Source organism: Rhodococcus sp. AH-ZY2, assembly GCF_030916465.1.
GTDB lineage: Bacteria > Actinomycetota > Actinomycetes > Mycobacteriales > Mycobacteriaceae > Rhodococcus > Rhodococcus ruber.
In genome coordinates, this window is sequence record NZ_CP126458.1 from 2,714,831 (window position 1) to 2,733,133 (window position 18,303).

General features: G+C 70.1%; 18 protein-coding genes and 1 tRNA gene. 9 read left to right on the forward strand and 10 right to left on the reverse strand.

Annotated features, from left to right (window positions below):
* Positions 1-5 precede the first annotated feature (5 nt).
* Positions 6-530, forward strand: a complete 525-nt coding sequence (locus QNA09_RS13445) for a DUF1697 domain-containing protein (protein ID WP_026137661.1) — start codon at positions 6-8, stop codon at positions 528-530.
* Positions 531-573: 43 nt separating this feature from the next.
* Here QNA09_RS13445 and QNA09_RS13450 read toward each other — a convergent pair whose 3' ends face one another.
* The 4 genes from QNA09_RS13450 to QNA09_RS13465 all read right to left on the reverse strand — a co-directional run bounded on the left by QNA09_RS13450 (position 574) and on the right by QNA09_RS13465 (position 4,014).
* Positions 574-771 (reverse strand): hypothetical protein, encoded by a 198-nt coding sequence (locus QNA09_RS13450; protein ID WP_010594303.1) that lies wholly within the window; start codon positions 769-771, stop codon positions 574-576.
* A 196-nt stretch (positions 772-967) separates the two neighbouring features.
* Positions 968-2,101 carry a bifunctional RNase H/acid phosphatase gene (locus QNA09_RS13455; RefSeq protein WP_208643846.1) on the reverse strand — a complete coding sequence of 378 codons (1,134 nt, stop codon included), beginning with the start codon at positions 2,099-2,101 and terminating at the stop codon, positions 968-970.
* The gene (locus QNA09_RS13460; protein ID WP_010594301.1) at positions 2,059-2,796 is read right to left on the reverse strand and encodes a zinc ribbon domain-containing protein; all 738 of its coding nucleotides are present in this window, start codon (positions 2,794-2,796) and stop codon (positions 2,059-2,061) included. The genes QNA09_RS13455 and QNA09_RS13460 overlap by 43 nt, the downstream gene beginning before the upstream one ends.
* 84 nt (positions 2,797-2,880) lie before the next feature.
* On the reverse strand, positions 2,881-4,014 hold the full coding sequence (locus QNA09_RS13465) for a Nif3-like dinuclear metal center hexameric protein (protein WP_010594300.1): 1,134 nt from the start codon (positions 4,012-4,014) through the stop codon (positions 2,881-2,883).
* A 116-nt stretch (positions 4,015-4,130) separates the two neighbouring features.
* Between QNA09_RS13465 and QNA09_RS13470 the strand changes: the two genes are divergently transcribed.
* The 5 genes from QNA09_RS13470 to QNA09_RS13490 all read left to right on the forward strand — a co-directional run bounded on the left by QNA09_RS13470 (position 4,131) and on the right by QNA09_RS13490 (position 6,773).
* Positions 4,131-4,832 carry an HAD hydrolase-like protein gene (locus QNA09_RS13470; RefSeq protein ID WP_064066121.1) on the forward strand — a complete coding sequence of 234 codons (702 nt, stop codon included), beginning with the start codon at positions 4,131-4,133 and terminating at the stop codon, positions 4,830-4,832.
* On the forward strand, positions 4,822-5,289 hold the full coding sequence (locus QNA09_RS13475; protein WP_017680349.1) for a low molecular weight protein-tyrosine-phosphatase: 468 nt from the start codon (positions 4,822-4,824) through the stop codon (positions 5,287-5,289). The genes QNA09_RS13470 and QNA09_RS13475 overlap by 11 nt, the downstream gene beginning before the upstream one ends.
* Positions 5,290-5,317: 28 nt before the next feature.
* Positions 5,318-6,157 carry an SURF1 family protein gene (locus QNA09_RS13480; protein WP_017680348.1) on the forward strand — a complete coding sequence of 280 codons (840 nt, stop codon included), beginning with the start codon at positions 5,318-5,320 and terminating at the stop codon, positions 6,155-6,157.
* Between the two features lie 23 nt (positions 6,158-6,180).
* The gene (locus tag QNA09_RS13485) at positions 6,181-6,540 is read left to right on the forward strand and encodes a DUF5655 domain-containing protein (protein WP_010594297.1); all 360 of its coding nucleotides are present in this window, start codon (positions 6,181-6,183) and stop codon (positions 6,538-6,540) included.
* 92 nt (positions 6,541-6,632) lie between these two features.
* Positions 6,633-6,773, forward strand: a complete 141-nt coding sequence (locus QNA09_RS13490; RefSeq protein ID WP_017680347.1) for a hypothetical protein — start codon at positions 6,633-6,635, stop codon at positions 6,771-6,773.
* A 183-nt stretch (positions 6,774-6,956) separates the two neighbouring features.
* Here the strand turns inward: QNA09_RS13490 and QNA09_RS13495 are convergent, their stop codons facing one another.
* Entirely contained in the window at positions 6,957-8,795 is a 1,839-nt protein-coding gene (locus tag QNA09_RS13495; RefSeq protein WP_119699855.1) for a long-chain fatty acid--CoA ligase, read from the reverse strand.
* A gap of 60 nt (positions 8,796-8,855) precedes the next feature.
* Complete coding sequence (locus QNA09_RS13500) at positions 8,856-10,076, reverse strand: lipase family protein (protein WP_371851030.1); 1,221 nt, start codon at positions 10,074-10,076, stop codon at positions 8,856-8,858.
* Between the two features lie 176 nt (positions 10,077-10,252).
* On the opposite strand from QNA09_RS13500, the gene QNA09_RS13505 reads away from it, so the two are divergent.
* On the forward strand, positions 10,253-10,465 hold the full coding sequence (locus QNA09_RS13505) for a hypothetical protein (protein ID WP_230831604.1): 213 nt from the start codon (positions 10,253-10,255) through the stop codon (positions 10,463-10,465).
* 185 nt (positions 10,466-10,650) lie between these two features.
* On the forward strand, positions 10,651-12,084 hold the full coding sequence (locus QNA09_RS13510) for a DUF1254 domain-containing protein (protein WP_119699856.1): 1,434 nt from the start codon (positions 10,651-10,653) through the stop codon (positions 12,082-12,084).
* Between the two features lie 54 nt (positions 12,085-12,138).
* Here QNA09_RS13510 and QNA09_RS13515 read toward each other — a convergent pair whose 3' ends face one another.
* The 4 genes from QNA09_RS13515 to QNA09_RS13530 all read right to left on the reverse strand — a co-directional run bounded on the left by QNA09_RS13515 (position 12,139) and on the right by QNA09_RS13530 (position 15,055).
* Entirely contained in the window at positions 12,139-13,848 is a 1,710-nt protein-coding gene (locus tag QNA09_RS13515; protein WP_017680343.1) for a SulP family inorganic anion transporter, read from the reverse strand.
* A 163-nt stretch (positions 13,849-14,011) separates the two neighbouring features.
* Positions 14,012-14,086: transfer RNA gene (locus QNA09_RS13520), tRNA-Val, on the reverse strand.
* Between the two features lie 34 nt (positions 14,087-14,120).
* Positions 14,121-14,585, reverse strand: coding sequence for a peroxiredoxin (locus QNA09_RS13525; protein WP_010594292.1), 465 nt, complete (start codon positions 14,583-14,585; stop codon positions 14,121-14,123).
* A gap of 47 nt (positions 14,586-14,632) precedes the next feature.
* Positions 14,633-15,055 carry a DUF3052 domain-containing protein gene (locus QNA09_RS13530; protein WP_003937077.1) on the reverse strand — a complete coding sequence of 141 codons (423 nt, stop codon included), beginning with the start codon at positions 15,053-15,055 and terminating at the stop codon, positions 14,633-14,635.
* Between the two features lie 356 nt (positions 15,056-15,411).
* On the opposite strand from QNA09_RS13530, the gene aceE reads away from it, so the two are divergent.
* Complete coding sequence (gene aceE, locus QNA09_RS13535) at positions 15,412-18,264, forward strand: pyruvate dehydrogenase (acetyl-transferring), homodimeric type (RefSeq protein ID WP_017680342.1); 2,853 nt, start codon at positions 15,412-15,414, stop codon at positions 18,262-18,264.
* Positions 18,265-18,303 lie beyond the last annotated feature (39 nt).

Here is an 18,303-nt window from a genome sequence, read left to right on the forward strand (position 1 = left end):
CCGCCATGGCGAGATATGTGGCTCTGCTGCGCGGCATCAACGTCGGCGGCATCACCATCGCGATGGCGGATCTGAAGGACGTGTTCTCCGGACTCGGTTTCGGGAACGTCCGCACCGTGCTCGCGTCGGGCAACGTGCTGTTCGACGCCGGCCCGGCCGACACCGCCGAATCGAAGGCACGGATCGAGGCGGCGCTGCGCGCTCGATTCGGCTACGAGGCGTTCGTGTTCGTCCACGATCAGGCCGCCGTCGCGGCGATCGTCGACGCCTACCCGTTCCAGGAGCGCGACGGCCGGCACGCATACGCGATCTTCGTCGCCGATCCCGCGGTTCTGGACGAACTCGCGGCGACGGCGGCGGGTCTCGACCCGGCGGTCGAGCGCGTCGCCCGGGGCGACGGCGTCCTGTACTGGGACGTCGAGCGCGGGCAGACGGTCCGGAGCGCCTTCGGCCGGAGCCTCGGCAAGCCCCGCTACAAGGCGGTGACCACGACGCGCAACCTGCGCACGCTGCGGAAACTGCAGGTGTGAACGACGGAACGCCGCGTGCGGGGTCGGGCGCCCGCGGGCGGGGTCAGTCCGTCGCCGGAGGTACGCGATCGGGGTCGTAGTCGTCGAGACCGGCGGCGATGCGTTCCTGTTCGGTGCGATATTCGAGATAGTCGTCGTCGAGGCGTTCCGGCGCTTTGCCGTGCTCACGGCGATCGCGGGTGACGTGTTCCGTCGGAGTGATGACGTCGTCGAGATTCGGTTCGTCGTGCGGTTCGGTCATTGTCGGCACCTCCGAATGCTGCCCGGACTGCTGCTCTGGCCACCGTCGGTGTGATCACCGTCGGTGTGATCACTGTCGGTGTAACCACTCTCGCTGTGGCATACCCCACGTGTCGGTCACCGAACCGGGACGCCGCCGTCGGTGTGTCCTTTGGGCGGCTACCGCAGCCCAAAGGACACACCGATGCCGCGGGCGCCTACAGGTGCGAGGTGTCGTTGACCAGGCGCACGGCCGCGCCGCCGTCGGGATAGAACTCGGCGATGCTCAGCGACGCGAGGTCCAGGTGCAGGCGATACAGCAGCGACGGCCCGGCATCGAGCGCCATCTGCAGCAGGGTCTTGATCGGCGTGACGTGGGAGACGACGAGTAGGTTCGCCCCGCCGTACTCCGCGACCAGTTCGTCCCGGACGGCAGCGAGACGGCCGCGGACCTCGTCGAAGCTCTCCCCACCCGGCGGGCGCACCGAGGTGTCGCCCAGCCAGCGACGGTGCAGATCGGGGTCACGCTGTGCCGCCTCGCGGAAGGTCAGTCCCTCCCACTTGCCGAAGTCGGTCTCGAGGAGCCCGTCGTGCACCGTCACGGGCAGACCGAGCACCGCCGCGGCGGCCTCGGCGGTCTCTCGCGCCCGTCCGAGCGGCGACGAGACCACCGCGGCGACATTGCCACGCTCGCCGATCCGACGGGCAGCCGCGCGCGCCTGCGCGCGGCCCAGCTCGGTCAGCGGCGGATTACCGCGCCCGGAGTAGCGGCGCTCCACCGACAGCGGGGTCTGCCCGTGCCGCAGCAGCAGCATCCGCGTGGGTGTCCCGACGGCACCGGTCCAGCCGGGCGATTTCGCCGGCGGCGCCGATGCGGACGACGGCGGTTCGGAACCTGTGGTGGCCGAGGCAGCACCGTCCATCGCCTCGTTGGCGAGCCGGTCGGCGTAGGCGTTCTCCGCGCGCGGCACCCAGGTGAACTCGACCCGCGAGAATCCTCCGGCCAATTCGCGGGCACGCGCGGCGAGCGGAATCATGTCCGGGTGCTTGATCTTCCATCGGCCCGACATCTGCTCGACGACGAGCTTGGAATCCATCCGGACGTCGACCTCGTCGGCCCCGAGTTCGGCGGCGGCGGTCAATCCGGCGATCAGGCCTTGGTATTCGGCCACGTTGTTGGTGGCGCGGCCGATGCTCGCGCTGCGTTCGGCCAGCACGGCCTCGCGGTCGGCATCGAAGACCACCGCACCGTAGCCGGCCGGTCCGGGATTGCCGCGCGAACCGCCGTCGGCCTCGACAACGACCCGGCTCAAATCCCGGATTCCTTGGTACGTACCAGGATCGCGTTGCATTCGGGGCAGCGCACGAGCGCCTCGGGCGGGGCGGCGGCGATGCGAGAGATCTCGCCGCGGTCGAGTTCGAGGCGGCACGCGCCGCACCGTCGCGCCTGCAGCAGGGCCGCGCCGGTGCCGGTCTTCGACCGCTGCGCCTCGTACTGGTCGACGAGCTCGGCGGGAAAGGCCTCCACGAGTGCCGCGCGGTCGCTCAGGCACCGCTGCTCGGCGACCTCGATGTCGGCGAGCGCTTCGTCGCGCAGGCGGACGGCGTCCGCGAGTTCGGCGTCGACGCTCGACAGCCGCGCGCCGGCGTGGTCGTGGTCGGCCTTGGACGCCTCCCGGCGTTCCATGACCTCGAGCAGCTCGTCCTCGAGCAGCGCCTGCCGCCGTTCGAGACTGGTCAGCTCGTGCTGGAGTTCGGACAGCTGCTTGGCGGCCACGCTGCCGCCGGCGAGGAGCTTGCGGTCGCGCTCCTCCCGTTGGCGGACCGCCTCGACCTCCCCTTCGAGCTTGCGGATGTCGCGGTCGAGGTCGTCGAGGATGATCTCGACGGCGACGGCGGCGTCCCGCCGCGCGGTGCGTTCCGCCTCGAGCCGTTCGACCTCCTGCTGTTCGGGCAGGGTGCGGCGCCGGTGCGCCAGGCGGGTCACCTCGGTGTCCACAGCGGCGAGGGCCAGGAGCTTGGACTGCACGGCGGGTTCGACGTTCACTCGGCGGGTTCCTGCTTTCGGCGGCGAGATCTGGGGGTGATAGCTGCCTACCGTACCGCGCGGCCGGTCACGAGGAACCCGGACCTACCGGGCGGCGGTGGTCCAGGGATCGGTGCGTAGCTCGCTGACGCGGGCCGCCCACCCGTCGCGATCGGCGAACGCGGCGTCGAGCACTCCTTTCGCCTGCGCACACCACGGGTACTCGCTGGCCCAGTGCGCGACGTCGACGAGCGCGGGTCCGCCGGCGCGCAGGTGCTCGTCGGCCGGATGGTGCCGCAGATCCGCGGTGACGTACGCATCGACGCCGAGCCGTGCGACGGTGCCGAGAAAGGAGTCGCCGGAGCCGCCGCACACCGCAACGGTGCGGACGATCCGGTCGGGGTCGCCGGCACCGCGCACCCCCCACTCCGTGGCCGGCAGTGCCGCGGCGACGCGTTCGGTGAACTCGCGCAGCGTCTGCGGCACCGGGAGGTCGCCGACGCGGCCCAGTCCCCGCGAGCCGGGCAGCTCGGCCAGTTCGAGCACGTCGAACGCGGGTTCCTCGTAGGGGTGCGCCGCGCGCAGAGCGGCAAGCACCCGGCCGCGCACGGATCGCGGGGCGACGACCTCGACGCGGTCCTCGGCGACGCGCTCGAGTTCGCCGACGGTGCCGATCGCCGGATCCGCGCCGGCCTCGGGACGGAACTGTCCGGTCCCGGAGGTCGTCCAGCAGCATTCGCGGTAGTTGCCGAGCCGGCCCGCGCCGGCGTCGAACAGGGCGGCGCGCACCTGTTCGGCCGAGTCGGCGGGCACGAGGACCACCCACTTGTCGACGGCCGGTTCGGGCTTGGGCTCGATCGGCCTCAGTCCGGTCAGGCCGAGCGCCTGTGCCAGCGCGTCGGACACGCCCGGATCGGCGCGGTCGGCGTTGGTGTGGGCGGTGAACAGCGCGCAGCCGCCCCGGATGAGCCGGTGGATCAGGGCGCCCTTCGGGGTGTGCGCGCCGACGGTGTCGACACCGCGCAGCAGCAGCGGGTGGTGCACGAGGAGCAGTTGTGCGCCCCAGTCGAGGGCTTCGTCGACCACGGCCGCGGTGGCGTCGACCGCGAGCAGCACCCTGTTCACAGGTTCGTCGGGATCGCCGGCGACCAGTCCGACCGAGTCCCACGACTCGGCCAGCGACGGCGGGTAGGCCGTCTCGAGCACGTCGATCACCTCGCGCAGCGTCACCGCCGTCACCGCTCCTCCTCCGTCGTCTCCACCGTTGTCCCCGCAAACCGTCCCCGCAAACCGTCCCCGCAAACCGTCCCCGACCCTACGCGGCGGGCCTCGCCGGCAGCCGGGACAATGGGGGCGTGACGACTCTCGCCGATCTGCATCCTCTGCTGTTGCCGGCACCCGTGGTGCTGTTCGACCTCGACGGCACCCTCACGGACTCGGCGGCGGGCGTGATCGACGGGTTCCGGCATGCGCTCGCCACGGTGGGCGCTCCGGAACCGGCGCACGACGAGCCGCAGCGCGTCCTCGGTCCGCCGATGATCGACACCCTGCGCGGACTCGGTCTCGACGAGCAGCAGGTGCACCGGGCTCTCACCGCGTACATCGAGCGGTACGACGAGCGGGGCTGGGCGGAGAACTCCGTCTTCGACGGGGTGGCGACGATGCTCGGGCGAGTGCGCGACGCCGGCAGCCGCCTCGCCGTCGCGACGTCGAAGAACCAGAACTTCGCGGTCCGCATCCTCGAGCATTTCGAGTTGGCCGGCCATTTCGACTTCATCGGCGGCGCGAGCGACGACGGGACCCGGCGGGCGAAGGCGGACGTGATCGCGCACAGTCTGGTCGCGCTCGGGGTGGACCCGGTCGCCGCCGAGGACGGCGGCACCGGCGGCGTGGTCATGGTCGGTGACCGCGAGCACGACGTGACGGGTGCGGCGCGGTGGGGCATCCCGACGGTGTTCGTCGAGTGGGGGTACGGCGCGGTCGACGAGGCGGCCGCCGCGCACCGGTCCACGTCCAGCGTCGGCGAACTGACGAGGATGCTGACCGGTGACCGCTGAGCGCCTGCACGTGACGTTCGTGTGCACCGGCAACATCTGCCGCTCGCCGATGGCGGAGAAGATCTTCGCCGAGCATCTCCGCAGGGCCGGCCTCGCCGGGCGGGTGCGGGTCACCAGCGCGGGCACCGGCGACTGGCATGCCGGCGAGGACGCGGATCCCCGCACCACGGAGCTGTTGCGGAGGCACGGTTACCCGATCGGGCACTGCGCCCGGCGCGTGACCGACGAACAGCTCGCCGCCGATCTGGTGGTCGCGCTGGACGCCGGCCACGACCGGATGCTCGCGCAGCTCGGGGTGCCGGCCGAGCGCCGGGCGCTGCTGCGCAGCTTCGACCCGGACGCCGAGGGCGAGTCGGTTCCGGATCCGTACTACGGCGACCGGCACGAGTTCGAACTGGTCCGGCGGCAGATCGAGGCGGCGATCCCGGGTCTGCTCGACTGGGTGCGACGGCACTGAGGCCCGCGTCACCGGTTACCGTGGTTACGTGCGACGACTGACGTTCCTGCTCCGCCCGAGCTGGCTGGTGCTGGCCCTGGTGGTGGGCGGCTTCGCCTACGCGTGCTTCACCGTGCTCGCGCCGTGGCAGCTCGGCAAGAACACCACCACCGAGGAGCGCAACGACCGGATCACCGCCTCGCTGGCCACGGACCCCGTGCCGGTCGAGGAGCTGCTCACCGGGCCCGCGCCGGCTCCGGAGGACGAGTGGCGGCGCGTCGTCGCGACCGGCTCGTACCTCCCGGACTCGGATCTGCTGGTGCGGTTGCGCAGCGTCGAGTCCTCCCCCGCCTACGAGGTGCTCACACCGTTTCGGCTCGCCGACGGCCGCACCGTCCTGGTGAACCGCGGATACGTGCGTCCGGAACGGGGCACGGAGATCCCCGGGTTCGCCCCGCCGCCCACCGGCACGGTGACCGTCGAGGCGCGCCTGCGGATGTCCGAGGGAACCGCCGAGGGCAGGGCCCCGTTCCGCGACGCCGGCCACGCCCAGGTCTACTCGATCGATCCCGCGCAGATCGCGGCGTTCACCGGCCTGGAGCTGACGGGCGGATACCTGCAGCTGTCCGAGAACCAGGCCGGGGGGCTGGGCACGATCCCGCTGCCGCAACTCGACGCCGGCCCCTACCTGTCGTACGGGCTGCAGTGGGTGGCATTCGGAATCATGGCGCCGCTGGGGCTGGGGTACTTCGTGTGGGCGGAGCTGCGCGAGCGCCGCAAGCGGAAGGAACCGGCGCCGGCGACCGCACCCGAGGCCGAGCCGACGCCCGCCCCGGTGGAGCGCAGCACCGACGACAAGCTCGCCGACCGTTACGGCCGGTCCCGTTGAGCCACTCAGGCGAGGAGCCCGCGATGCACGCGACGATCGACGACTACCTGGCCGACAAGGACGACGCCGCCGTCGACATGTTCTGCCGGCTCCGCACGCTCGTGCTGGGCCTCGGCGACGACGTCGAGGAGCAGGTCCGTCCCGCCGAGGTGCGATGGGGACGCGGTCGGATCTTCGCGGCGGCGTTCGTCTATTCGTCGCGGCTCGAGATCGCCGTGGACCTGCCGCGGCGGGTCCATCACCCGCAGCTGCGGGAGGCCTTCCCGACCACCGCGAAGGTGACGACCCACCGCTTGAGCATCGCCACCCCGGACCAGCTCGACGACGGCGTCGTCGCGCTGCTGGCGGAGGCGTACGAGACGGCCGGGACAGGCTCCGGGTAGCAGGCTCCGCCGGGCACCGCCCGGAGCGACGACGGGTCGGCAACGGGTCGGCAACGGGTTTAGGACCGGTCCGGCCGGTGCATCCGTCGCCCATGACCGAGAACACCGGAAACCCGCAGCAGTACGACGCATCCCAGGACCCGGACGCCGACCCCGAGCAGTTGCAGTCGAGCGCCCCGACGCAGCCGGATCAGGCCGAGGGCGAGGACGACGACGCCGGACCGGAGGCCTGAACCCGGACGCGGCTCCCGCGGATCGGCAGGCCCGGCTACTCGAACAGCGGACCGTCGAGGCAGCCGGACGTCGCCCGCCGGATCCCAGGTGGGGATGCGCCCGGGAGATCCGCCCGCCACTTCGGAACCCGCGCACGCCGTGACGTGGGCGGATTCCGAACCGGCGCCGGGGATGCTGCCCCGTCAGGCGTAGAGCTGCTCGATCCGATCGGCGAAGTTGTCGACCACCAGTTTGCGGCGCAGCTTCATGCTCGGTGTCAGATCTCCCGCCTCGATGGACAGCTCCCGATCGAGGACGGCGAACCTCTTGATCTGCTCCCAGCGGTTGAGCCGGTCGTTGAGCCGGTCGATGCACTCGCCGATCAGCGCGTGGGTCCGCTCGTCCCGGGCGATCTCGCCGAACTCCCTGCCGGCCATGCCGTTCTTGCCCGCCCATTCGGTGATCGCCTCGGCATCGAGGCCGACGAGGGCGACGCAGTAGGGCCGGCTCTCGCCGTACACGACGATCTCGCCGGCGTACGGGCAGATGCCTTTGAAGGCGGCGGAGATCGCGGACGGCGCGACGTACTTGCCCTGACTGGTCTTGAACAGGTCCTTCTTGCGGTCGGTGATCCGCAGGAAACCCTCGGAATCGAGTTCCCCGATGTCGCCGGTGTGGAACCAGCCGTCCGGTTCGAGCGCCTCCGCGGTGGCCTCGGGCCGCTCGTGGTAGCCGTCCATGACGCCCGGCCCGCGCAGGAGTACCTCGCCGTCCTCGGCGATCTGCACCTCCGTACCGGGGAAGGGCCAGCCCACGGTGCCGAGCCGGTACGCGTACGGGCGGTTGATGAACGACGCGGCGGATGTCTCGGTCAGGCCGTACCCCTCGAGGATGATGATGCCGGCGGCATCGAACCACTGCGCGACGGCACGGTCGAGCGGCGCCGCCGCCGAGACGAAGAACCGCAGGCGACCGCCGAAACGTTCCTTGACGGTGGAGAACACCAGACGGTCGGCGATCCGGTACCGGAGCCGGTCGAGGGCGGACGGGGTGCGGTCCTCCTGCCGGGCCTGCGAGACACGCAGCCCGACGCCGACGGCCCAGTCGAAGATCTTCTTCTTCGCCCCGCCCTCCTCGGCGACCATCGCCTCGATGCGCGCGTGCGCCTTCTCGAAGATGCGCGGCGCGGCGCCCATGAAGGTGGGGCGCACGACAGCGAGGTTCTCGACGATCTTCTCCACGCGGCCGTCGATCACCGTGGTGAAGCCGATCTGCAGCGGCAACGCCAGCATCACCTTGCCGAAGGCGTGCGACAGCGGCAACCAGAGGAAGTTCAGGTCGTCGGGGCCGAGGATGTTCACCGCGTCGACGGCCGCGGCGGTGTACGTCCACCCCGAGTGCGGCAGCAGCACGCCCTTCGGCTTGCCGGTGGTGCCGGAGGTGTACATGATGCTCGCCAACTGCTCGGGACGGATCGCATCCACCCGGTCGGCGACGACGGAGGGCGACTCGGCGAGCAGTGCGCGGCCCCGGCCCTCCAGGTCGGCGAGGGTGACGACCCAGTCCCCGTCGCCTTCGCCGTCGACGACCACCACGGTCCGCACCTCGGGCAGATCGGCGCGGTGGGCGACGAGCTTGTCGACCTGGGTCCAGTCCTCCGCGACCACGACGGCGCTGCCCGAGTTGGCGACGATGAAGGCGACGTCGGGCGCGTTGGTCGTGGGATAGATGGTGGTGGTCGCGGCGCCGGCGCACATGATCGCGAAGTCGGCGAGCACCCACTCGTACCGGGTCGACGAGGCGATCGCCACCGGGTCCTCGGGTTCGACTCCCAGCGCGATCAAGCCCGCGGCGAGTGCGGTGACCCGGTCGCCGACCTGACGCCAGGTCGTGCTTCCCCAGCCGTCGCCCCGGGGGTACCGGAAGGCCTCGGCCTCCGGCGTCGCGGCGACCCGGTCGACGAACAACCGGGCCACCGACGGGGCCTGATCGTCGATCTTCGCGAAGTCGACCGTCTCGTCCACCGCCCGCAGCGCAGCCATGCGCCGAGTGTAGATCCGCAGCAATCGCCGACGTGGGCAGTTGCGCAAACGGCGGAGGCGTCAGCAGGTGCTGGGCGCCGGTTCGCCGCGGAACCGTGCGTCGACCCAGTCCAGGGCCGGGAACAGGCCCAGGGCGGCAGCGGAGAGATGGTCGGGCGTCGGGGTCAGGAGAGTCTGCACCGGCACCCCGGCCGCGCAGTAGCGGCGCATCGTGGCGATCACGGAGTCGACCGGGATGAGCGCATCTGTCGGACTGTGCCATTCGAAGATCGGCGCCTTCGGCACGCCGGCATACAGCTCGAGGCTGTTCTCCTCCATCACCGTCCGCGCTGCCGGATCGTCGAGGAACCGGCGGTTGTCGGTCATCTCGGCCGCGCTGCGACCGACTCCCCAGAACATGATCTCGTTGGTGCAGCCGTTGGCGATCAGCTGCTTGAGCCAGTGTCCCTGGGCGTTGAGCTGCGGGGTGACGTGGATGCGGTCGGGATACTCGCGTTCGAGCCCGAGGGCGGCAGCCATCGCGAGGCCGAACGCCGGATGCGGCGCGGTGCCCAGGCTCTCGGCCATCTTCACCAGGTTCATCGGGACACCGCCCTCGGCGGCTCCCACGATGTTCAGCTCCGGGGCGTATTCCGGGGCCAGCGCCGCGGCCCACGAGGTGGCCATCCCGCCCCCCGAATAGCCGCCCAGCGCGACCTTGCTCTCCGCCACCTGCAGTTCCGGCACGCGTTGCACGGCGCGGATTCCGTCCAGCGTGACCCGGCCGCCGAGCTTGGCGGCGCCGTAGGCCATCCGTGGGCCCAGATGGTCGGGCAGCGCCACCGCCCACCCGCGCGCCAGCGCAAGATTGAGTCCGGCGGCCTCCCGGATCTGGTGCAACGGATGGCTGGTGTAGAGCTGGGAGACGATCTTGCACTTGTGCCCGAGCGCGTTGATGATGTGCTGATACGACAGCAGCGGCCCGTTCGGCACGTGATGCGCCGGCCGCACGAAGGTCGTATTCGCCGCGACGGGTCGATCCTGCGAATCCGTGGTGCGGAACAGCACTTCCCACACCGTGCTGCCCGGAAAGTAGTACGAGGGCGGCAACTGCCGGACCCGCAGCACATCGCCCGGTGCGCGCGCCGGGAGATCGGGCGGCGCGGCGTAGAACGGGTCCGGATCGGGAGCGGGTAGCAGCGGTTCGGCACCGGCACTGCCGGTGCCGGACACGGTCGCAACCAGTGCGAGCGCGATCGCGAACACAGCGCTTCGGACGGATCGGCCAATCACGAAACCCACGGCATACCCCACCACCACCCGGACGTCGGACCGGGATCGACTATGCCAGACACCTGCACTCCCGGTGCGTGAACAATACGATTGCCCGAGAGCCTCGCGCCGGCGACGCGCGCGCCGCTCCGGCCATCGACACCGGCCCGTCGACGGCGCAATTCGAGTCCGGCCAGGAGGTTTTCGTGAAACCCGGCGAAGTGCGGCTCGGTCAAGGTGTCTGGTGGGCCGAGGAGTACTGGCGGGTGATGGGCGTCTACGACGGCGGGAGGCTGCTGCGCTTGGCGAGACCGACCCACTACGAGGACGGCAGCTTCTCGTTCGCCGAGAACGTCGTCGACGACGTACCTGTCGAATTCGTCTCGCCCCACGGCTCGCGTCGTCCCGACGAGAAGTAGACCGCGACGACCACGGCGGCGAGCGAATCGAACCGGCCGAACTGCCGGTGGCGTGCCGGCGCCCCGTCGCGTGTTCTCGTCGATCCGGCAGACCGTGGGGCAGTAACGGTCCACACTGAGTGGGTGGCGCAAGCGGTCGCGTGGGCCGCGGATCCCGGCAGGGGCTGTCGACACAGGAGGACTCCATGACCTCGCATTCGAACAGCACCCCGATTCCGCCTGGTATCGAGGTGCCGGACGAAGTCGGCACCCGGTTGGGCACGCTGCGGTTCTTCGACGGAGTCCCGGACGAAGAGACGACCCGGACGGTGTTCGACAACCTGGATTTCCAGCGGGCGGTACAGGCGTACCTGCTGGCCCTGGCCCCGGTCGAAGTGGCAGCGGTGCGTAAGGCAATGCTGGCGCTGGGTCCGGCCAACTCGACCATGGCGATCTGGGAAGACCTGGTCTACCCGCGCAGCGTGGTCCTCACCGGCAACAACAACACTTCGTACAGCACCATGCTGATGGACCTGCACGACGGCCCGCTTGTTCTCGAAAGCCCTCCGAGCGTGCTGGGCATGATCAACGATGCCTGGCAGCGGTGGGTCGTCGACGTCGGCCTGACCGGGCCGGACAGGGGCCAGGGCGGCAAGTACCTGTTCCTGCCGCCCGGCTACGACCGCAAGGTCCCCGGCGGTTACTTGGTCGTGCGGCCGCGCACCTACGTCCTGTGGCTGCTGTGGCGCAGCTTCCTCGACGAGCACGGCGATCCTCACCCGGGCGTCGAGGCCATCAAGGCCATGGCTCGGGTCTATCCGCTGGCGGAGGCCGACGACCCGCCGCCGCTCCGTTTCGTGAACATCTCACCCGAACCGATCGTCTTCGTTGCGCCCGCCGAGTATCGGGCGTGGGAGCTGCTCGACGAGACCGTGCAGTCCGAGCCAGCCGAGTCGTCCGATCCTCTCACCCTGGGGATGTTCGCCTCGATCGGCATTCGGCAAGGTAAGCCGTTCGACCCCGACGAGCGGATGCGGGCCGTCCTCACCGAAGCTGCCACCGTAGCCGACGCCACTGCCCGTGCCCTCTGTTACCGGTTCCGCCGGCCGGAGGCGTACTACTACCCGGACAGCACCTGGCGGACCGTGCTTCTCGGCGGTTACCGCTTCCAGGAGGACGGCGCCGCCCTGCTGGACTCCGTCGCCCAGTACTACTTTGTGGGAGCACCGATCAGTCCGGCCCTCGAGGTCGAGATGGTCGGCGCCGCATCGCAGTACGCCTTTGCCTTCGTCGACTCCGAGGGCGCGCACTTCGACGGCGGCAGGACCTACCGGCTGCACGTGCCCGCGAATGTTCCGGTCGCCAACTTCTGGTCCGTCATCGCTTACGACACCCAGACCCGCTCGATGCTGCAGACCGGACAGGACTGGCCGTCGATTTCCAGTCAAGACAAGGACCTCGCCCCGAACGACGACGGCTCGGTCGACATCCGCTTCGGTCCCGACCGGCCCGAGGACAGCCGAAACTGGATCCAGACGCTGCCCGGCAAGAGCTGGTTCGTGGCATTCCGGCTCTACGGTCCGCTGGAACCGTGGTTCGACAAGACATGGAGACTGCCCGACATCGAACCGCTCGCGTAGCGGCCGGGATGGTCCACCCGGACGGCCGGTGCTTCTCCACCGCCCGTCCGGAGGTCACGCCGACGTCGGGTCGTCGTCCGGGGGCTGGTCGAGGTTGCGACGGGCCGCGGCGACGGCCGCGTCCACGGTCGGGTGTGCGCCTGTGACGACACTGGCGATGCCGGTCGCGCTGAGCAGGTCGCGCACCTGGCCGATCTCGCCGGCGAAGAGCAGACGGATGCGACGGTGCTCGAGTTCGGCATACAGCCGGTCCAGCATGCCGACGGCGGTGATGTCGATTCCCGGCACAGCTGCGGTGTCGAGGACGACGGCCCGCGTGTCGTCCCGGACATGACCGCGTACGGCGGCCGCCACGTTGTCGGCGTTGGCGTAGATCAGCCCGGCCTCCGGGCGCAGCACCACGATCCCCGGCTCGGTGAGCGCGTCGGGACGGCGCTGCAGGTCGACCCAGCGGCTTCCGTCCGGTGTGCGACCCAGCTCGGCGACGTGCGGCCGCGAGGCCCGGAACAGCAGGAGCAGGACCGACACCGCCACGCCGAGGAAGAGCCCGGGAAGGATGTCGAAGACCAGCACACCCGCCATGGCGCTCGCCGCGGCGAGGAAGTCCGCGTACGCGGTGACGCCGTAGATCCGCCGCAGGCTCGGGGTGGCCAGACGCGCGTACTTGCGCAGCGTCCGGAAGTCGACGAGCTTCGTGACGGCCGCGATCACCACGGCAGCGAGGGTGGCCTCCGGCAGGTTCGCGAACAGGCCGGTCAGGAACAGCAGGGTCAGCACCGTCAGCGCCGCCACGACGATGCCGGAGAGCTGCGACACCGCCCCGGCCGAGACGTTGACCGCGGTCTTCGACAGGGACCCGTTGACGATCATCCCGGAGGACAGCCCCGCGCCGATGTTCGCTGTGCCCACCCCGAGCAGTTCCCGGTTCGGATCGATCTCGTAGTGTTGCTCGGCGGCGTAGTTCTTGGCTGCTCCGACGCCCTCGGCGAACGCGACCAGCAGGATCCCTGCCGCCGACGCGAGCAGCGCGACGTAGTCGGATCCAGGGATGCTGGGGAGGCCGAGCGGAGGTAACCCGCCCTCGATCTGCCCGACGATCTCCACTCCCTTGGCGTCGAGGTCGAGGACCGAGACGGCGACGATGCCCAGGGCGACCGCGACCAGCGGTGCGGGCAGCCGGGGCGACACCCGGTGCAGGACCAGGACGAGCGCAAGGGAGCCGGCGCCGACGGCCAACGTCCAGCCGTTCGTCCCACCCAGCGACGTGACCAGGTGCCAGGTTTTTTCGAAGAAGTCCCCGTCCCCCTTCGGGACTCCGAAGAGCTTCGGGAGCTGACCGACGATGATCGTCAGCGCCAGGCCGACGATGAATCCCTTCAGCACCGGCTCGGAGATGAAGGAAGCCAGAAACCCCAGACGCGCCAGCCCCGCGAGGATCCCGAGCACCCCGACCAGCAGCGCCAGACCGGCCGTCAGCGCTGCCGCATCGGCGTCACCGGCGATGCCGGCGACAGCAGCACCCGACAGCGCAGCGGTGGCCGCCATCGGCCCCACCACCAGGTGCCGGGAGCTGCCGAACAGCGCGTAGAGGAGCAGCGCCGCGGGCGCGGCATACAGGCCGATCACCGGGGACACCCCGGCGATCGTGGCGTACGCGAGGGCCTCGGGCACCAGAACCGCCCACACCGTCAGGCCGGCCAGCAGGTCCCGGCCGATCCGGTCGGCCCGATAGCCCTCGAACGAGGTGAGCAGCGGCACCTTCACCCCACGAGCACAGCAAACCCTGCCCAGCCGCGACAGAGCCCAAAGACCCCCGGGTGCGGCCCCACGAGCCCGGCTGCGTCCGCGGACGTCGACACGTGTGGGCAAAAGTCCCGTCGAGGCATACGCGCCCGGTCCCTGACCAGGTCTTTCACGGCCACATTCCTGGTGGGCGCGGAGGGTTTCGAACCCCCGACCGCTGGTGTGTAAAACCAGAGCTCTACCACTGAGCTACACGCCCGCAGATCCGGCGGCTCACGCCGCCGGACTGTGCCTCAGGACTTTAGCGCGGCCAGCGCTCGCACCCAAGCGCCCTGGTCACGGGGCTCGCCGGGCTGATTCTCCTCGGCGAACCGGACGATGCCGTCCTTGTCGACGACGAAGGTGCCGCGGTTGGCGAAACCGAACTTCTCGTTGAACACACCGTAGGCCTGGGCCACGGCACCGTGCGGCCAGAAATCGGAGAGCAGCGGGAACGTGTAGCCCTGCTCGGCGGCCCAGATCTTGTGCGTGGGCGAGGCCCCCACCGACACGGCGACGATCGCGGTGTCGTCGTTCTCGTAGGTCGGCAGGTCGTCCCGCACGGCGCACAGCTCGCCCTGGCAGACGCCGGTGAACGCGAGCGGGTAGAACACGAGCAGCACGTTCTTCTTCCCGCGGAAGCTCGACAGCGTCACTTCCTGGTTGTTCTGGTCCTTGAGTGTGAAATCGGGCGCCTGGGCACCCACCTCGATCGCCATGTGCGTCGGTAGTCCTTACGTCGATGGAGAGGAACTGAGCGGTGTGCTCAGCGCTTGGTGCGGGCGGCCTTCGGCTGCACCAGCCGGCTGCCCACCCAGTCGCCGAGATTGGCGGTCGAGGTCTGGGTCAGGCCGGCGGTCGTGGCCGATTCGGCGATCTCGCTGGGCTCGACATGATCCGGACGCCCGGTCTTCGGCGTCAGCACCCAGACGACGCCCTCGTCGGCGAGCGGGCCGATCGCATCCATCAGCGCATCGACGAGGTCTCCGTCGCTGTCGCGCCACCAGAGCAGCACCACATCGACGACCTCGTCGGATTCCTCGTCGAGCAGGTCCGATCCGATCGTGTCCTCGACGGCGGCCCGCAGGTCGTCGTCCGTGTCCTCGTCCCAACCGAGTTCCTGAACCACCTGGTCGTGGGAGATACCGAGCTTCTGAACGTAGTTCTGGGCGTCCGCCGCGGCGACCACGGTGGTGTCCTCCTTCGGTTGTGGCCGCGGGCGTGCCGCGTACCGGATGTCATGAGCGATTTTTCAAAGCGAACATCCTCGGGGAGCTCAACGCAAGCCGAATCGCACGGAAACTCACAAGAATCTTCCCGGGACGTTACCGCGAGAAGCGCCACACGCCGACCCGCCGCGCGGACCCGAACCGTGCGGATACCCGGCCTGCAGGCGTTGTACACCCGGGGGGATGCCTCCTACCGCGCGATGGGGGAAGATGAGCAGTGCATCTCGTTCAGATGTCGATGAGTTGGCTCCCACAAGAGCCGGCCCTACGGAGCGGGCGCCACACCTGCGCGCCCCACCACGATGAGGAGCAGACGTTGACAGACCTGATCCACGAGCCCGATTCCTCGACGAGCGCCGCCACACCGGGCGCCTCGGAAGCGGGATCCTCGCCGAACACCACCGGGGCCACCGACGGCCGCGTGCGGGTCATCCGCGAGGGCGTGGCCTCCTACCTGCCGGACATAGACCCGGCCGAGACCACGGAGTGGCTCGAGTCGTTCGACGGGCTGCTCGAGTCCGCCGGTCCTGCGCGTGCCCGTTACCTGATGCTGCGCCTGCTCGAGCGCGCCGGCGAACGCCATGTGTCCATTCCGGCACTGACCTCGACCGACTACGTGAACACCATCCCGACCGAGAACGAGCCGTGGTTCCCCGGCGACGAGGAGGTCGAGCGCCGCTACCGCGCCTTCATCCGGTGGAACGCCGCGATCATGGTGCACCGCGCACAGCGTCCCGGCATCGGCGTCGGCGGCCACATCTCCACCTACGCGTCCTCCGCGGCGCTGTACGAGGTGGGCTTCAACCACTTCTTCCGCGGCAAGGACCACCCGGGCGGCGGTGACCAGATCTTCATCCAGGGGCACGCCTCCCCCGGCATCTATGCCCGCGCCTACCTCGAGGGCCGCATCCCGGCCGAGCAACTCGACGGGTTCCGCCAGGAGGCCAGCCACGCCGACCAGGGCGGCGGCCTGCCGTCCTACCCGCATCCGCGGCTGCTGCCGGACTTCTGGGAGTTCCCGACGGTGTCGATGGGCCTGGGCCCGATGAACGCGATCTACCAGGCGCGGTTCAACCACTACCTGCACGACCGCGGCCTGAAGGACACCTCCGACCAGCACGTGTGGGCGTTCCTCGGCGACGGCGAGATGGACGAACCGGAGTCGCGCGGTCTCGCGCACGTCGCGGCCACCGAGGGTCTGGACAACCTCACGTTCGTGGTCAACTGCAATCTGCAGCGCCTCGACGGTCCGGTTCGCGGCAACGGCAAGATCATCCAGGAGCTGGAGTCGTTCTTCCGCGGGGCCGGCTGGAACGTCATCAAGGTGGTCTGGGGCCGGGAGTGGGACGCCCTGCTGCACGCCGACAAGGACGGTGCGCTCGTCAATCTGATGAACGTGACGCCGGACGGCGACTACCAGACCTACAAGGCCAACGACGGGGCCTTCGTCCGTGAGCACTTCTTCGGCCGCGATCCGCGCACGAAGGAGCTGGTCAAGAACCTCAGCGACCAGGAGATCTGGAACCTCAAGCGCGGCGGCCACGACTACCGCAAGATCTACGCGGCGTACGCCGCGGCCATGGCGCACAAGGGTCAGCCGACGGTGATCCTCGCGCACACGATCAAGGGGTACACCCTCGGCAAGCACTTCGAGGGTCGCAACGCCACGCACCAGATGAAGAAGCTCACGCTCGAGGACCTCAAGTACTTCCGCGATCTGCAGCGCATCCCGATCTCGGACGCCGAACTCGAGGCGAACCCGAAGATGCCGCCGTACTACCACCCGGGCAACGACTCGCCGGAGATCCAGTACATGCTCGAGCGGCGCCGCGCGCTCGGCGGGTTCCTGCCCGAACGCCGCACCGCCGACGCTCCGCTGCCGCTGCCGGGGGACAAGACCTACGAGGTGGTCCGCAAGGGCTCCGGCAAGCAGCAGGTGGCCACCACCATGGCATTGGTGCGCATCATGAAGGAGCTGCTGCGCGACAAGGAGATCGGTCCGCGCATCGTGCCGATCATCCCGGACGAGGCCCGCACGTTCGGCATGGACTCGTGGTTCCCGTCGCTGAAGATCTACAACCGCAACGGCCAGCTGTACACGTCGGTCGACGCGGAGCTGATGCTCGCCTACAAGGAGAGCGTCGCCGGGCAGATCCTGCACGAGGGCATCAACGAGGCCGGGTCCACCGCCTCGTTCACCGCGGTCGGCACCTCGTACGCCACGCACGGGCTGCCGATGATCCCCCTGTACATCTTCTACTCGATGTTCGGCTTCCAGCGCACCGGCGACGGCCTGTGGGCGGCGGCGGACCAGATGGCCCGCGGATTCGTGCTCGGCGCGACAGCCGGCCGCACCACCCTCACCGGTGAGGGGCTGCAGCACGCCGACGGGCATTCGCTGCTGCTGGCGTCGACGAACCCGGCGGTGGTGTCCTACGATCCCGCGTTCTCCTACGAGCTCGCGCACATCGTCAAGGACGGTCTGCGCCGCATGTACGGCGGCACGGAGGGCGTCGACGGGTTCGGTGGCGAGAACGTCTTCTACTACATCACCCTCTACAACGAGCCGTACGTGCAGCCGGCCGAGCCGGAGAACCTCGACGTCGAGGGCCTGCTCAAGGGCATCTACCTGTACCGCCGCGGCGAGGGCGCCGGGCCGAAGGCGCAGATCCTCGCCTCCGGCGTGCTCATGCCCGAGGCGTTGCGGGCCCAGGAGATGCTGGCCGACGAGTGGGACGTGGCCGCAGACGTGTGGTCGGTGACCTCGTGGGGCGAGCTGCGCCGCGACGGTGTCGAATGCGAGCGGCAGGCGCTGCTCGACCCGGGCGCCGACGCTCCGACGCCGTACGTGGCGAAGATCCTGGCCGACGCCGCCGGGCCGTTCGTGGCCGTCTCCGACTGGATGCGTGCGGTACCGGACCAGATCCGGCAGTGGGTGCCGGGCGACTACACCACCCTCGGCGCCGACGGGTTCGGGTTCTCCGACACCCGCCCCGCCGCGCGCCGATTCTTCAACATCGACGCGGAGTCCACGGTGGTCGCGGTGCTCGCCGCCCTCGGCCGGGACGGCGCTGTCGATCGCGCGCGGGCGGTCGAGGCCGCCCAGCGGTACCGGATCGACGACGTGGCGGCCGCACCGGAGCAGACCTCGGATCCCGGCGTGGCCTGATCCGAACCGCTCTGCCGCGGGCGGCGGGCCGCGGGCGTA